This window comes from Streptococcus sp. oral taxon 064 (assembly GCF_001683375.1).
Taxonomy (GTDB): Bacteria; Bacillota; Bacilli; order Lactobacillales; family Streptococcaceae; genus Streptococcus; species Streptococcus oralis_S.
Window position 1 is genome coordinate 1,773,679 of record NZ_CP016207.1, and the last position, 15,056, is coordinate 1,788,734.

General features: G+C 40.0%; 12 protein-coding genes and 1 pseudogene. 2 read left to right on the forward strand and 11 right to left on the reverse strand.

The features are described from left to right. Positions 1–116: 116 nt before the first annotated feature. The 8 genes from udk to gyrA form a co-directional block, all read right to left on the reverse strand. Positions 117–755 (reverse strand): uridine kinase, encoded by a 639-nt coding sequence (gene udk / locus AXF18_RS08715; protein ID WP_001181376.1) that lies wholly within the window; start codon positions 753–755, stop codon positions 117–119. A gap of 111 nt (positions 756–866) precedes the next feature. Beyond that, a complete protein-coding gene (truB, locus tag AXF18_RS08720) occupies positions 867–1,745 on the reverse strand; it encodes a tRNA pseudouridine(55) synthase TruB (RefSeq protein WP_049500036.1) in 879 nt (292 codons plus the stop codon). 27 nt (positions 1,746–1,772) lie between these two features. Next, on the reverse strand, positions 1,773–3,020 hold the full coding sequence (locus AXF18_RS08725) for a glutamyl-tRNA amidotransferase (protein WP_065371828.1): 1,248 nt from the start codon (positions 3,018–3,020) through the stop codon (positions 1,773–1,775). Positions 3,021–3,045: 25 nt separating this feature from the next. Further along, entirely contained in the window at positions 3,046–4,320 is a 1,275-nt protein-coding gene (locus AXF18_RS08730; RefSeq protein ID WP_049549804.1) for a DUF2130 domain-containing protein, read from the reverse strand. Positions 4,321–4,414: 94 nt separating this feature from the next. Continuing rightward, positions 4,415–5,695 (reverse strand): O-acetylhomoserine aminocarboxypropyltransferase/cysteine synthase family protein, encoded by a 1,281-nt coding sequence (locus AXF18_RS08735; RefSeq protein ID WP_000196319.1) that lies wholly within the window; start codon positions 5,693–5,695, stop codon positions 4,415–4,417. Positions 5,696–5,844: 149 nt separating this feature from the next. After that, on the reverse strand, positions 5,845–6,642 hold the full coding sequence (locus tag AXF18_RS08740) for a formate/nitrite transporter family protein (RefSeq protein ID WP_000254787.1): 798 nt from the start codon (positions 6,640–6,642) through the stop codon (positions 5,845–5,847). Positions 6,643–6,836: 194 nt separating this feature from the next. After that, a complete protein-coding gene (locus AXF18_RS08745) occupies positions 6,837–7,583 on the reverse strand; it encodes a class A sortase (RefSeq protein ID WP_000018505.1) in 747 nt (248 codons plus the stop codon). Beyond that, on the reverse strand, positions 7,583–10,051 hold the full coding sequence (gyrA, locus tag AXF18_RS08750) for a DNA gyrase subunit A (protein WP_049500360.1): 2,469 nt from the start codon (positions 10,049–10,051) through the stop codon (positions 7,583–7,585). The genes AXF18_RS08745 and gyrA overlap by 1 nt, the downstream gene beginning before the upstream one ends. Before the next feature lie 193 nt (positions 10,052–10,244). Between gyrA and AXF18_RS08755 the strand changes: the two are divergent. Then, a pseudogene (locus tag AXF18_RS08755) lies at positions 10,245–11,230 on the forward strand (L-lactate dehydrogenase). 122 nt (positions 11,231–11,352) lie between these two features. On the opposite strand, the gene AXF18_RS08760 reads toward AXF18_RS08755, so the two are convergent. Continuing rightward, on the reverse strand, positions 11,353–11,628 hold the full coding sequence (locus AXF18_RS08760) for an HU family DNA-binding protein (RefSeq protein WP_001284636.1): 276 nt from the start codon (positions 11,626–11,628) through the stop codon (positions 11,353–11,355). A gap of 107 nt (positions 11,629–11,735) precedes the next feature. Continuing rightward, on the reverse strand, positions 11,736–12,572 hold the full coding sequence (locus AXF18_RS08765; protein WP_049490733.1) for a DegV family protein: 837 nt from the start codon (positions 12,570–12,572) through the stop codon (positions 11,736–11,738). Positions 12,573–12,713: 141 nt separating this feature from the next. Here AXF18_RS08765 and AXF18_RS08770 point away from each other — a divergent pair, with 141 nt between their 5' ends. After that, complete coding sequence (locus AXF18_RS08770; RefSeq protein WP_049500362.1) at positions 12,714–13,562, forward strand: YitT family protein; 849 nt, start codon at positions 12,714–12,716, stop codon at positions 13,560–13,562. Between the two features lie 22 nt (positions 13,563–13,584). Here AXF18_RS08770 and AXF18_RS08775 read toward each other — a convergent pair whose 3' ends face one another. Continuing rightward, positions 13,585–14,982: an APC family permease gene (locus AXF18_RS08775; RefSeq protein WP_065371829.1), complete on the reverse strand. Its 1,398-nt coding sequence runs from the start codon at positions 14,980–14,982 to the stop codon at positions 13,585–13,587. Between the last annotated feature and the right edge of the window lie 74 nt (positions 14,983–15,056).

The following is a 15,056-nucleotide window of genomic DNA, read 5'->3' on the forward strand; positions in this document are numbered from 1 at the left end:
TTCATTTTCTTGCTTTTCCATGGGTATTATTATACCAAAAACATGCTTAAAAATCACCTTTTTCCTACTGAAACTAAAGGAAAAATAGAAAAAGGAGGCTAGGCCTCCTCATCTGATTATTTACTGTTTCGCGCTTCTTCCAAAATCTTTGCAATCTTGGTGGTCAAAAGGTCGATAGCAACGGTATTACTGACCCCTTCAGGAATGACAATATCAGCATAACGCTTGGTTGGCTCAATAAACTGGTGGTACATAGGTTTTACCACACCTAGATATTGGTCAATCACGCTATCCAGACTACGACCACGCTCCTCCATATCTCGCTTGATCCGACGAATAATACGCACATCATCATCTGTATCCACAAAAATCTTGATATCCATCAAATCGCGCAGACGCTTGTCCTCCAAGACCAGAATCCCCTCAACGATAAAGACATCCTGAGGCTCCTGACGATAGGTCTTGCTACTCCGTGTATGTTCTGTATAGTCATAAGTCGGGATGTCCACTGGGCGCCCTGCCAACAATTCCTTAATCTGCTCGATCATCAGGTCTGTATCAAAGGCAAATGGATGGTCGTAATTGGTTTTGACACGCTCTTCAAAGGTCAAGTGAGACTGATCCTTGTAGTATGAATCATGCTCAATCATGGAAATCTTTTCATCAGGAAAGTGCGATAAAATGGCTCTTGAAACACTTGTTTTTCCTCCACCAGAACCACCTGTCACTCCGATAATGATTGGTCTATTTTGCATGCTATCCTCCGTTTTTTTATCCGTCGTCTATTCTATCACATTTTTTGCAAAATTTATAGTCTGATTTGGATAGTCTAGGGGAAACAAATCCATCCCCACACTCCAGTTAGACTAGCCAAAAACCTTTCTTGGCTTGTAGAGATTGCCCCTTTTTTCTAGAATGGCTAGCAATGTATCTCCCTCAAAGGCAGCTAATTCTTGGTCCGTTTGGTCTAGCTTGATAAAACGACCAAAGCGCACTTCTGTAGCCTCTTCAGGACTTAGGAAAACTTTGACAAGATCCCCCGTTCCAATTTCAAGAGGATGGAGAAAGTCCAGTTGACCAGCCTCCACTTTTTCAGCAATTTCGTCCAAGGTAAGAGCATCCTCCAGTTGTAACCCTGCAGCACTAGTCCGTGTCAGATGGGACATATGGGCCACATAACCAAGCTTCTCTCCCAAGTCAACTGACAAGGTACGGATATAAGTCCCCTTACTGCATTTCACACGAAATGTAAAACGTGCGAGGTGATCGTCATAAGAAATCGAACTAGTCCGCTCAAATTGATAAATAGTCACCTGACGTTCTGGACGCTCCACTTCCTGACCAGCACGCGCATACTCATAGAGCTTGCGACCATTAACCTTGACAGCCGAATACATAGGCGGAATCTGGGTAATAGGTCCGGTCAGACTCGCAATCGCTTCATCGACAATGGTTTCATCCAAGGGAGACAAAACGGGTGTCTCTGCGACCACTTCTCCGCTGGCATCCTCAGTCGTCGTTGAATAACCAAGAGTGATTTCCCCCTCATAGACCTTACCCTCATCCTGCATAAACTCGACCATGCGTGTCGCCTTACCCACCGCAATAGGCAAAACACCCACCACATCTGGATCCAAGGTCCCACCATGACCAATCTTCTTGGTTCCCAAAATCTTGCGCAGCTTAAAAACCGCATCGTGCGAGGTCATCCCCGCTTCTTTTTTTAAGTTGATAATACCGTTCATGTGTTGTTTCTAATTTCCCTTTCACTTCTATTCCTCATTGTTTAAATCAATTTTTTTAATATCATATAAATCCTCAGAGTAAAATGGTTTACCCGACTCAATTGGTAAAATATATTCAAAATTATCATCCTTTTCAAGTTGCTTATATTTTCCATTAACAACCAAAAAGTAGTCAGCATTTATGTTGTAATATCCATCTGGAAAGCTTGAAAAATCAATATCTCCTAGTTCCAATAGGTTGATTTTGCTAAGTGTTAAATGCAAGCAAAGTGCTCCCTCCTTCATAAAGTCTTTAACAGAAAGAGTCGCATATCCTCTAAAAGCTTGTTTTTCTTTACTGAATGAATTTTGATTTTGAAGAGCCTTTTCTTTTATTAAAGGAGTTATCCTATATGAATTTGATATTTTAAAACCAGGGCTAGCTAATGGCTGTTCTTTATCATCAATAACTACTATATCATATCCTTTCTTTTGTATTGCACTTTCTACAGCTGATTTAAAATCATTCAGAACTGTCTGAGCTTCTTGGCTCGATGCAGAAAGCCTCAAGAATTCTTTAAAACCATAATTCTCATTAATGAAACTGACCTGTGTTAATTTTTGACGAATGTACTTAGCACCTACTTGGATAGTCATTCCATTATCCGATACATCAAAAATACTAATATCTGAAACGTTGCTTTCTATTTCTACGCTTTTAAGAGCAACATCATAATTCATTCCCATAGAAGAATAAAACTCTTTTAATTGTTGAACTTTAGCATTATTTCTAAAGTGGGTTTGAATTGTATTTCCTATAAATGGAGAAAAAATCCCAATCAAAAATAGAATAAGTAACTTACGACTTAATTTTGGATTATAGTTTTCCTTTTGATAAATCCAATCTAAATACGGAAATAAAAATAATGAAAAAATGAAACTCCAAAGGTCAATATCTTTTATAAAGTCAAAGGAAACAATCATTTTAAATCTTAGCAAAAACATCAGAAAAATTGCTAAAAAAATATTTCCAATCAATAGGAAAGCAATGGAGCGTTTCGATTCATTTTTTGCTTTTCGCACATAAGATATCCCCACCAAAAGATTAGCCAAAAAACTAATTCCATAACCGAATATAGTTGGAATAAATCCAAAAATAGCAAAGAATAAATTATATCTTGAGTCAGTATCGCCTACGCCTTCAATATTTAAAAGACCATATAGGAGATTAAGAAAAAATACAACTAATGGTAAATAAGCAATATAAATTTCCGAGAATTTCAAAGATTTTTTCATAGGAACTCCTGTTTTTAAGGTAATCTCACTCGCCCTTCAGCGCTTCAAATTTCGCTTTCATAGTTGGATTTTTTCGGGTCAATTTTTTAACTGAAACATCTTCCAATTTGTTATTAGCGAGACGGAGTTGGTTTTCGGATGTGGTTAGGAATTTCTTAACCTCTTCCATGCGTTTGATAGCCTTGTCGATTTCATCGATAGCTTTACCAAAGTTGGTCGAAGCGGAGTTATAGTTCTTGGCAAAAGCTACTTTAAAGGCATCCAAATCTTCCTCAAAATGTGTAATATCGATATTTTGCTCTCGAACCAAGGCCAACTCTTGTTTGTATTTTAGGGAATTAAGCGCCGCATTTCGCAAGAGACCAATCAACTGGATAAAGAACTGAGGACGAACCACATACATCTTTTCATACTCGTGGCTGACGTCAACAATCCCTGTGTTAAAGTAATCGTTATCGGCCTCAAGCATGGTCACCAAAACGGCATACTCACAGTTCTTCTCCCGACGGTCCTTGTCCAATTCCTTGTAAAAATCCGCATTCTTGTGCTTCTTCTCTGTTCCGTCCGCTTCATTTTTCATCTCAAACATGATGGAAATGAACTCTAGACCATTTTCATCAAAATCACGGAAGATAAAGTCTCCCTTAGATCCACGCGCAGAGACCTTGTTATCCTTCTCAAAGTAGGCATTTGGAAAGGCAAAACTACGAACCTTGTTAAACTCACTCTCTGCATACTGTTCCAAACTTTCCCCGATAGCTTTTGTGGATTGTTGGGCTTTGAAATTCTTGTAAAATTCGACTTGTTCACTGGCTGCCTTGAGCTGGGCTTCGTAATTTTGCTTAACAGAAGCCAAAGACAACTCATTTTCCTTTTCTTGCAAGAGGAGCTGGTTTTTGACCTGATCACGCTCTCTTTCTAAATCAGAAAGGGTCTTTTGCAGTTGATTTTCATGCTCCAAACGCAAGGTGGCCAATTGGTTTTCCAAGGCCTGTAGTTCCTTGTCCTTTGCCAATAAAGCCTGATGACTTGTCTGTTCAACTTCTTTCTTGGCCAACTCTTTCTCTGTATCAAAGTTTTGGATTTGACTCTGCAGTTGCGCAATTTCTTGGTCTTTTTGAGCCAGTTTAGTCTGTTGCTCATTCATAGCCTTTTGCTCAGCCAAGGCCAGCTCCTGCTTCATGCGATCGTGTAATTCCTTATCAAACTCAGCTGTTCTCACTTGGGATAAAAGTTCAGCATACTGGCTCTCATTTACTGTAAAGACTTCCCCACAGTTGGGACATTTGATTTCGTTCATATCTTTCCTCTTTCTAGACTTCTCTAACCATTATATCATGCCTGAGGGAAAATCAAAAACAGTGAGTCGAAACCCACTGTTTATATCTTTTACTTTAAATTTTTTCCAAGGCCAAGCGCAAATCTTCAATCAAATCCTCTACATTTTCAAGACCGATTGACAAGCGGATTTGGTTTGGTGTGACACCTGCTGCTTCTAGATCTTTTTCTGACAACTGACCGTGAGTGGTTGTCGCTGGATGAACAACAAGCGATTTGGCATCTGCAACGTTCGCAAGGTCAGAGAAGATTTCCAAATTATCAATTACTTTACGAGCTTCTGCCTCTCCACCTTTGACATGGAAGGTAAAGATTGAACCCACACCTTTTGGCAAATATTTCTCAGCCAAGGCATGATATGGACTGTCAGCTAGTTTTGGATAATTTACCTTCTCTACCTTAGGATGGTTGACAAGGAAATCAACAATTTTCTCTGCATTTTGCACATGGCGTTCCACACGAAGAGAGAGAGTTTCAAGTCCCTGGAGCAAGAGAAAGGCGTTAAATGGCGACAAGGCCGCACCTGTATCACGGAGCAATTGAACACGAACAGCGATAATAAAGGCTGCTGCACCCACATCACGAGTATAGCTCAAGTTGTGGTAGCTAGGATCTTCCTCAACAAATTGAGGGAATTTTCCTGAAGCTGCCCAATCAAAACGACCACTGTCCACGATGACACCGCCAATAGTCGTACCATGCCCACCGATAAACTTAGTTGCTGAGTGAATGGCAATATCTACACCGTGAGAGAAGACGTTAATCAAATATGGTGTGGCAAAAGTATTGTCCGAAACGAGAGGAATCTGGTGTTTATGCGCAATCTCAGCCAATTTTTCCAAGTCAGGAATGTTAATCAAGGGATTCCCCAAGGTTTCAATCAAGACAAGCTTGGTATTGTCATTGATAGCTGCTTCCACTTCTTCCAAATTATCCACATCGACAAAGGTTGTTGTAATCCCATAACGAGGAAGGGTTTCCTTCAAGAGGTTGAAGGTCCCACCGTAAATAGTTGACGCAGCCACCACATGGTCACCTGCGTGAGCAAGCGCCAAAATAGTGTAGGTTACAGCAGCCATACCTGATGCGGTCGCTAGTGCTCCAACACCACCTTCAAGTGCAGCGATTCTTTCTTCAAATGCCGCTGTTGTAGGGTTTGTGATACGAGTATAAATGTTCCCTGGTTTTCTCAAGGCAAACAAATCAGCACCTTCTTGCGTGTCATCAAAAACGAAGGATGTTGTTTGATAAATCGGTACTGCACGAGACTTAGTTGCCGGATCAACTACTTGCCCAGCATGTAATTGTAGAGTTTCAAATTTAAAATCACGAGTCATAAGACGACCTCCAAATAGCTTCATTAGGGATATTGTATCATCTTGTGCTAGTCTTTTCCAATACCGTTTTTCTATATTTTGATATAAGGAACAACTATGACTAGTCTTACACATCAAACAAAAAAGCACGATTAACTCGTGCCCGTTTTTTAATCTACATAAGTATCTTCGTTTTTATTGAGGAAGGCGTAAGGCAAGCCCATCAAGAGACCTCCTCCGATAAAGTTCCCGACAAAGGTTACACCCCAGTGACGAAGAATATTAGGTATGTCAAAGTTAGCAATTGAATCAGCTGCAACACTGAACTTAACAATCGCAAAAGAAGCAAAATTCGCAGCAATGTGTTCGTTTGTTAAGAATACAAACATGTAAATTGCTGATAAGACAAGCCAAAGTTTGGCGCCACCGTCTTTCACCAAAACAAAGGAAAGAATGGCAATGTTTACAAAGATATTGGCTAAAATACCTTCAAGCAAGACTAGCTCATTGGAACGACCTAACTTCATCTCTACAACCCCTGAAATGAAGCTATCATGTGTTAGATTTGCATAGGCTGCTGAGTGAGCAAAGCCCCAACCTGCTATCAAGGCTCCGATAAGGTTGAACAAGGTACAGTAAAGCAAAATCTCAGCTGTTTTTCTCCATGAGATTTTTTTCAAGAAACTACCAGCTGTCAAAAACATCATATTCGAAGTTACCAGCTCAGCATTCAAGAAAACAATGTAGGCCAATCCCCAAGCAAAAACAAATGGGAAGAGGAAACGTCCACTACCTGGTGCGATTTTATTTATCAAGTCAGCACCAACCGCACCTGCAGCCGTGCTAAATGTTAAAAAGGCACCTGCAAACATGGAACGAATCGCATACTTAAACTTACTTTGGCTATAAAGACTTTCTTTCTTCTTGCAAGCAAATTCAATCTTTGAAATAAATTCTGAAGAGACCATAAAAAACTCCTAAACTTTTATTTGTGATAATTATAACATAATTCTTGTTTTCTAGAAAGCGTTTTCCGTAAATTTCTAAAATATTTATCTTAAAAATCTATATCGTAAGGCTTACAAACCTTTTTCATAAGAACTATTTTGATTCTATTTATTCATATAAAAAACCAGTGAAATAGCACTTCACTGGTTCATTCTTAATATCGTTGTCTATACGGTTGATTAAAGGCCTTCAAAATATCCTCAGAAGTCTCAGAATAAGCTTTTGATTCTTTAAAGATACCTTTGACGATTATACGCTCGGTTTCATCATAATCAACACAAGTAACCAAAGTAATCTCCTGCACACCAATACGATCATCGATTTCATCTACACGGTCTGGTGTAACACGTTTTACTTCTGTAATCTCATAAGTATAAACTTTATCCTTATCCGTCAGATAAATTTTCATACCCGCTTTGGCATTGACCAAAGGTGAGAAAAGCATTTGACTGGCATTTTCAGCAGTAAAGATATGGTGACTTGCTAGAGAATAGTTGCCTTCTCCCATTTTTTGATCTGGTTTCATGGTCCCTGCTCCGTAGAACAGGTTTACATTGTCCAAACCTTTAAAAATCGGTAAGTTAATCTCCACTTCGGGAATAGCAATACCTCCAATAACGGGAAGTTTCTGAGCATCCCATTGTGAAGCCAATACAGCTTCGGATGAAATAGACTTAACAGAGTCAAAATCAAAATTCCCTTCGGTTTTTAGATTTTCATCTATATTTTCCTTAGTGACTTGATTGACTTGGTATTTATTGGTATTCCAGACCAAAAAGATATCGCGAATCTTTGAATTAAAAATTAAAGCTAGCGATAAAAGAATTAAGAAACCTGCTAAAATATTAATAAATAGATTTCTGCGCTTATTCTTCTTATTTTTCGTTTTTTTATGAGACATTATGCTTCACCTTCTGTTTCAATTTCAGTCCCAACTTCTTCTTTTTCTGCCGCAGCAACCGTTGTAAAGGTCACAATCTTAGCATCCTGATCTAGACGCATCACCTTAACTCCCATAGTTGAGCGTCCAGTTTGTGAAATATTGGCAACGTTAGTACGGATCATGACACCTGTATCTGTGATAATCATCAGGTCTTCATCTCCTTTAACAGTAAGAAGACCTGCCAGAGGACCATTCTTCTCAGCAACATTGGCTGTCTTCATCCCTTTACCACCACGGCCTTTAGTAGGATATTCAGTAGCAAGTGTACGTTTACCATATCCTTTTTCAGTGATGATAAGAACTTCGTCTTGGTTCGTAATCACGCTAGCACCAACTACTGTGTCCCCTTCACGAAGATTGACTCCTCGGACACCTGTCGCGATACGGCTCATGCCACGAACAGCTGATTGATTAAAGCGAACGGCATAACCAAACTTGGTACCTATGATAATATCCGTATCTTCTTCTGTCAGCAAGACATTAATCAATTCGTCTTCATCCTTAAGATTCAAAGCTTTAAGTCCATTTTGACGAATATTAGCGAACTCTTTGACACTGGTTCTCTTCACGACACCATGACGAGTTGTAAAGAAGAGATAAGCGTCATCACTACGTTCAGACTCAACGTTGATGATGGTCTGAATACTCTCACCTTCGTCCAACTTCAATAGATTGACAACTGGCAAGCCCTTAGCAGTACGACCGTATTCAGGGATTTCATAACCTTTCAGTCGATATACGCGTCCTTTATTGGTAAAGAAGAGCAAATGATCATGGGTGCTGGTTGAAACCAACTCACGCACAAAGTCATCATCCTTAACTCCCGTACCTTGAACTCCACGGCCACCACGTTTTTGAGCAGTGAATTCACCTTGGTCCAAACGTTTGATATAGCCCTTATTAGAAAGGGTAATCAAGACATCCGTTTCTTCAATCAAATCTTCATCTTCAAGAGTTAAGACTTCTCCGATCATCAACTCCGTACGACGCTTGTCACCAAACTTGCGTTTGACTTCGTCCAATTCCTCTTTGATAATTTGCGCCACGCGCTCAGGTTTGGCAAGAATATCAGCCAAATCTGCAATCAAGGCAATCAATTCATCATATTCAGACTGAATCTTATCACGTTCCAATCCTGTCAAACGACGAAGACGCATATCAAGGATAGCTTGACTTTGACGTTCAGAAAGCTTGAACTTGTTCATCAACTCTGCTTGCGCTTCCGCATCCGTTTCACTAGCACGGATAATACGAATCACTTCATCAATGTGATCCAGAGCGATTAAAAGACCTTCTAAGATGTGCGCACGCGCTTCTGCTTTTTCCTTGTCAAAACGAGTACGGCGAACAACCACTTCTTTTTGGTGCTCGATATAAGCATCCAAAATTTGACGAAGGGACAAGATTTTTGGCACACCATTTTGAATCGCCAACATGTTGAAACCAAAGTTGGTTTGCATCTGGGTCATCTTGAAGAGGTTGTTAAGGATAACGTTGGCAGACGCGTCGCGTTTAACCTCGATTACAAAGCGAACTCCTTCACGGTTGGACTCATCACGTACGGCTGTAATGCCCTCAATTCGTTTTTCCTGAACCAAGCGAACAATATGCTCATGTACCTTGGTTTTATTAACCATATAAGGGAATTCCGTTACAACGATACGCTCACGACCCGTCTTAGTGGTTTCAATCTCTGTACGAGAACGAAGGACAATGGAACCTTTACCAGTCTCATAAGCCTTATGAATACCTGATTTCCCCATAACAAGAGCACCAGTCGGAAAATCTGGACCAGGCAAGACTTCCATCAAGTCCTTAGTCGTCACTTCAGGATTATCCATAACCAACTTCACTGCATCAATGGTTTCACCCAAGTTGTGAGGTGGAATATTGGTTGCCATCCCAACAGCGATACCCGTTGCTCCATTGACCAAAAGGTTTGGAAAACGAGCAGGCAAAACCAAGGGTTCACGTTCGTTAGCATCGTAGTTATCTACGAAATCAACAGTGTTTTTATTGATATCACGAAGCATTTCAAGAGCAATCTTGCTCATACGTGCCTCAGTGTACCGCTGCGCGGCAGCACCGTCCCCATCCATAGAACCAAAGTTTCCATGCCCATCAACAAGCATGTAACGGTAGCTCCACCACTGAGCCATACGAACCATGGCTTCGTAAATAGAGGAATCTCCGTGTGGGTGGTATTTACCCATAACATCCCCTGTAATACGGGCTGACTTTTTATGAGGTTTATCTGGTGTAACACCTAGTTCATTCATTCCGTATAGAATACGACGGTGAACAGGTTTTAAGCCATCTCGAACATCAGGAAGGGCCCGCGCGACGATAACGCTCATGGCGTAGTCGATAAAGCTGGTCTTCATCTCCTTTGTCAGATTGACATTCACTAAATTTCTATCCTGCATTCATAAATGCCTCATTTCACTATTAGTAATTAGATATATTATACCATAATTTGTCATTCATTTCAGTCTTTGAAAACCACTAAAACGTTTACATCAATAACCGAATAGAATATTCGTGACAAAGCTTTTTAAAAGTGATAGAATGAAAGTGTCTGGGGATTCCCCTAAAAAAAATGAAGGAGATGTTTAGATAATGACTTCAACTAAACAACACAAAAAAGTGATCCTTGTTGGTGACGGTGCCGTAGGTTCATCTTACGCTTTCGCACTTGTTAACCAAGGAATTGCACAAGAGCTTGGAATTATCGAAATTCCACAATTACACGAAAAAGCTGTTGGTGATGCGCTTGACCTTAGCCACGCCCTTGCCTTCACTTCACCTAAAAAAATCTACGCTGCTCAATACTCTGACTGTGCAGACGCTGACCTTGTTGTTATCACTGCAGGTGCTCCTCAAAAACCAGGTGAAACTCGCCTTGACCTTGTAGGTAAAAACTTGGCTATCAACAAATCAATCGTAACACAAGTTGTTGAATCAGGTTTCGATGGTATCTTCCTTGTTGCAGCTAACCCAGTTGACGTTTTGACTTACTCAACTTGGAAATTCTCTGGATTCCCTAAAGAACGTGTTATCGGTTCAGGTACTTCACTTGACTCAGCACGTTTCCGTCAAGCACTTGCTGAAAAATTGGATGTTGATGCTCGTTCCGTTCACGCCTACATCATGGGTGAACACGGAGATTCTGAGTTTGCGGTTTGGTCACATGCTAACATCGCTGGTGTAAACCTTGAGGAATTCCTTAAAGACACTCAAAACGTTCAAGAAGCTGAATTGATTGAATTGTTCGAAGGTGTTCGTGACGCTGCTTACACAATCATTAACAAAAAAGAGCTACATACTACGGTATCGCAGTAGCACTTGCTCGTATCACAAAAGCAATCCTTGATGACGAAAATGCAGTACTTCCACTTTCAGTCTTCCAAGAAGGTCAATACGGTGTTAAAAACGTCTTTATCGGTCAACCAGCTGTTGTTGGTGCACACGGTATCGTTCGTCCAGTAAACATCCCATTGAACGACGCTGAAACTCAAAAAATGCAAGCATCTGCTAAAGAATTGCAAGCTATCATTGATGAAGCATGGAAAAACCCTGAATTCCAAGCAGCTTCTAAAAACTAATGAAAAGAAGGTTCTCAAACATGGGAACCTTTTTCTTTTTGCCCTAAAAATGCCTCAAAGCAATTAAAAAAGCCTACTGACCAAGCTAGAAAGCTTGATACAATAGGCTTTTTGAAAATTCATTATTTAACAGCGTCTTTAAGAGCTTTACCAGCTTTGAATGCTGGAACTTTAGAAGCTGCGATTTTGATTTCTTTACCAGTTTGTGGGTTGCGACCTTTACGTGCAGCACGCTCACGAACTTCAAAGTTACCGAAACCGATCAATTGAACTTTTTCACCAGCTGCAAGGTATTCAGTTACTGCTGCAAATACAGCGTCAACTGCTGCTGCTGAATCTTTCTTAGTCAATTCTGTAGCTTCTGCTACTTTAGCGATCAAATCTTGTTTGTTTGCCATGTTAACAAATCCTCCAAATAATTTCTAATTAACAAATATAATCATATCCTAAAATCGGCTATAGGTCAAGTCAAAAACACTATTTTGACCATTTTTTCTCTATTTTTTTAGGAATTGTAGCGAATTAGAATTGCCCAAGCATTCTCTCCAGTATGAGTTTGAATAATAGAGCCAGTTTCCAATACAGAGATTGGCTTCTCAACATAAGGTTGCAATAATGCCTTCATCTCATTCGCCAATTCGTTCGTTCCAGCATAGGAAATTCCAATTTCTGCAACTGATTTTTGGGAAAGAGTGTTGGTTAATTCCTCAAGCCACTTTTTGAAAGTTTTCGCTCCACGTCCTTTGGCGATTGGTTGGAGTTCGTGGTTTTTCATCTGCATTACTACACGAATATTCAAGAGTGAGCTTAGTAATCCTGTCACACGTCCAATACGACCACCCTTAACTAAGTTTTCTAGCGTCGAAACACCGATATAGAGTTCTGTATGATTTTTGACGTCCTCTACATGAGCTAAGATCGTTTCTAAATCTTTACCTTCTTTAGCAAGTTTTGCGGCTTCAACTACTTGGAACTTCATTGCTTGATCTGTAAAAGAACTATCAATAACCGTTACATCAGCAGTTGAGAGACTGGCCCCTTGGCGAGCAGCTTCCACAGTTCCAGACAAGGCATGGGACATGTGAATAGCGATAATTTGACTGCCATCTTTACCTAGTTCTTCAAAGACCTCAGCAAACACTCCTACAGGTGGCTGGCTTGTTTTAGGCAGATTCTTGCTTTGTTGCATAAGATGAAGGAATTCTCCCTCTTTCAAATCTGCATCCGAATAAAGCACACTATCAATCATAACTGATAGAGGGACAACAGTGATATTTAATTCTTTAACTACTTCTGGTTCGATAGTAACAGAAGAGTCCGTTACAATTTTTACTTGTGTCATAATTCAATCTTTCTATTCTTCTCGATAGGATTGGGATTTTCTCTTTTATTATATCAAAAAAATGATAAAAAATCATAAGTGATCCGATGAAAAGAACTGAATTTTTGGTATAATCTATCTATAGAAAAGTGAGGAACAGCTATGATTCGAAAACTTCAACCGATTATCACTATTATTTTTGGAGCTGCTATCTATGCCTTCGGTCTTACTTACTTTGTTGTTCCTTATCATTTATTTGAGGGAGGGGCGACAGGTATTACCTTGATTACCTACTATCTTTTTAAGATTCCTGTCTCATTGATGAACCTCTTAATTAATATCCCTTTATTTATCCTGGCTTGGAAGATATTTGGACCTAAGACCCTCTACTCCAGTCTTTTAGGATCTATTTCACTTTCCGTTTGGCTAGCAATTTTTGAGCGCATTCCTTTGCACATCGACTTGCAAGGGGATCTCATCATTGTCGCTTTAGTCTCAGGAGTCTTACTGGGGGTTGGTTTAGGAATTATCTTTAATGCTGGTGGAACCACTGGTGGCTCTGATATCGTTGCCCGTATCCTCAACAAATACACCAATATTTCGATTGGTAAATTGCTCTTTGGGATTGACTTTTTCATCCTGATGTTGATTTTGATTATCTTCCAGGATCTTCGTCTAGTTACCTATACCCTCTTATTTGACTTTATCATCGCTCGTGTTATCGACTTGATCGGCGAAGGAGGTTATGCTGGTAAAGGATTTATGATTATTACACAATATCCTGTTCAATTGGCCAAAGAGATTAACGATGAACTCGGACGTGGCGTTACCTTTATATCTGGTCAAGGCTACTACAGCAAAAAGGATTTAAAAATTATCTACTGTATCGTCGGTCGAAACGAAATCGTTAAAATGAAAGATATGATTCACAAAATTGATCCTCAAGCCTTTATCACCATCACTGAGGCTCATGAAATTCTGGGTGAAGGATTTACTTATGTGAAAGATTAAAAAAGCTGGGAATTCCCAGCTTTTATTCTTCTTCTGCGAGGGTTGAATGGCGGAACCCGTAAGTAAAGTAAATGACTAGAGCAACTACAAGAGCGATGCTAAAGGCAATCCAGGTATCTAGACTATATTGAAGCATAAAGGAAACACAGATAAGGATGGAAAGGATTGGCAAAAGTGGTACCAAAGGAGTTTTAAACTCTCCCTCTTTTGGCATACCCTTATCCTTTCTGAGTTTTATTATTCCGTAGGCTAGCAAAATGAGATAAGCTAGCGTACAGATATTTAAGAAGGCTGCAATACTGGCTAGAGGAAAGACTCCTGCAGCAATGGCTGAAGCAACTCCTGTTAAGAGAGTCGCATTTTTAGGAACGCGACTGGTCTTGCTTAATTGTTTGAAACTTTGAGGTAAAAGTCCATCACGCGCTAAGCTATAAATCATCCGAGATAAAGCATAAGTCATAGAGATACATACGGTTATCAGAGTTAAAATGGCTACAAGCGAAACATAATTTGCTGCCCAGCCGATACCAATACTCCGTAATGAAAATGCTACTGCATCGTCCACATTGAGCTTACTGTAGTGAACAATCCCTGTCAATACTAAGGTTACCAAAGCATAGAGAATGGTGACGATTGTCAGAGAAAGCACGATTCCGCGGGGAATATTTTTTTGAGGACTTTGAATTTCATCAACTGCCATGGAAATAGACTCAAATCCGAGAAAACCAAAGAACATCAAAGATGCGCCCGCCATAATCCCAGTACTTCCACCATATAGTTGACCAAAACCAAAGGGAGCAAAATTCGACCAATTTTCAGGTTTGATGTACCAAATACCAACTAGGATAAATAAGGCGAGAGCTGAGAATTTCAAGACCACTAAAAGCGAATTAAATCTCAAAGCTGCCTTAGAATTTAATAAAACCAATCCCGTTACCAATGTCAGTACTAAAATAGGCAGAAGATCGATATAGGTTCCCTGTTCAGGATTAAAGGTTCCATTCAAGGCTTGGGGCATGGAGATACCATAATTACTGAGCAATCCCTTAAAGTAAGCTGCCCAGCCAGACGCCACACCTGAAACAGCTGTCATGAATTCCATGATGGTCAACCAACCAGCAATCCAGGCTGGCAATTCTCCTAGAATCGCATAGAGGTAACTATAAGCACCACCAGTAGCAGGCACACGAGAGGCAAATTCTGCGAAAAAGAGGGCTGATAGAGAAACACACAGAGCAGAAATCACAATGGAAATCACTAATGAGGGACCAGCTAAGGTAGCCGCTGCTGTTCCTGTAATGGTGAAAATCCCTGTCCCCACCATGGCACCAATCCCTAGAAGAATCAAATCCCACAATTTCAAATGGCGATGCATCTCTGTCTGTCTCAGACTAACATCCTTGGTTCTAAAAATATTCATACTTCATCTCCACTAAATGTAATTGTTTTATTTTACCATATAAAAACAGTTTTGTGAATATTTATTAGGTTCTT

What these genes read in the sequence shown, in the direction of transcription:
- udk (WP_001181376.1), bottom strand. Translation starts at nt 755, where the DNA reads ATGCAAAATAGACCAATCATTATCGGAGTGACAGGTGGTTCTGGTGGA.
- truB (WP_049500036.1), bottom strand. Translation starts at nt 1,745, where the DNA reads ATGAACGGTATTATCAACTTAAAAAAAGAAGCGGGGATGACCTCGCAC.
- AXF18_RS08725 (WP_065371828.1), bottom strand. Translation starts at nt 3,020, where the DNA reads ATGAAAAAATCTTTGAAATTCTCGGAAATTTATATTGCTTATTTACCA.
- AXF18_RS08730 (WP_049549804.1), bottom strand. Translation starts at nt 4,320, where the DNA reads ATGAACGAAATCAAATGTCCCAACTGTGGGGAAGTCTTTACAGTAAAT.
- AXF18_RS08735 (WP_000196319.1), bottom strand. Translation starts at nt 5,695, where the DNA reads ATGACTCGTGATTTTAAATTTGAAACTCTACAATTACATGCTGGGCAA.
- AXF18_RS08740 (WP_000254787.1), bottom strand. Translation starts at nt 6,642, where the DNA reads ATGGTCTCTTCAGAATTTATTTCAAAGATTGAATTTGCTTGCAAGAAG.
- AXF18_RS08745 (WP_000018505.1), bottom strand. Translation starts at nt 7,583, where the DNA reads ATGTCTCATAAAAAAACGAAAAATAAGAAGAATAAGCGCAGAAATCTA.
- gyrA (WP_049500360.1), bottom strand. Translation starts at nt 10,051, where the DNA reads ATGCAGGATAGAAATTTAGTGAATGTCAATCTGACAAAGGAGATGAAG.
- AXF18_RS08760 (WP_001284636.1), bottom strand. Translation starts at nt 11,628, where the DNA reads ATGGCAAACAAACAAGATTTGATCGCTAAAGTAGCAGAAGCTACAGAA.
- AXF18_RS08765 (WP_049490733.1), bottom strand. Translation starts at nt 12,572, where the DNA reads ATGACACAAGTAAAAATTGTAACGGACTCTTCTGTTACTATCGAACCA.
- AXF18_RS08770 (WP_049500362.1), top strand. Translation starts at nt 12,714, where the DNA reads ATGATTCGAAAACTTCAACCGATTATCACTATTATTTTTGGAGCTGCT.
- AXF18_RS08775 (WP_065371829.1), bottom strand. Translation starts at nt 14,982, where the DNA reads ATGAATATTTTTAGAACCAAGGATGTTAGTCTGAGACAGACAGAGATG.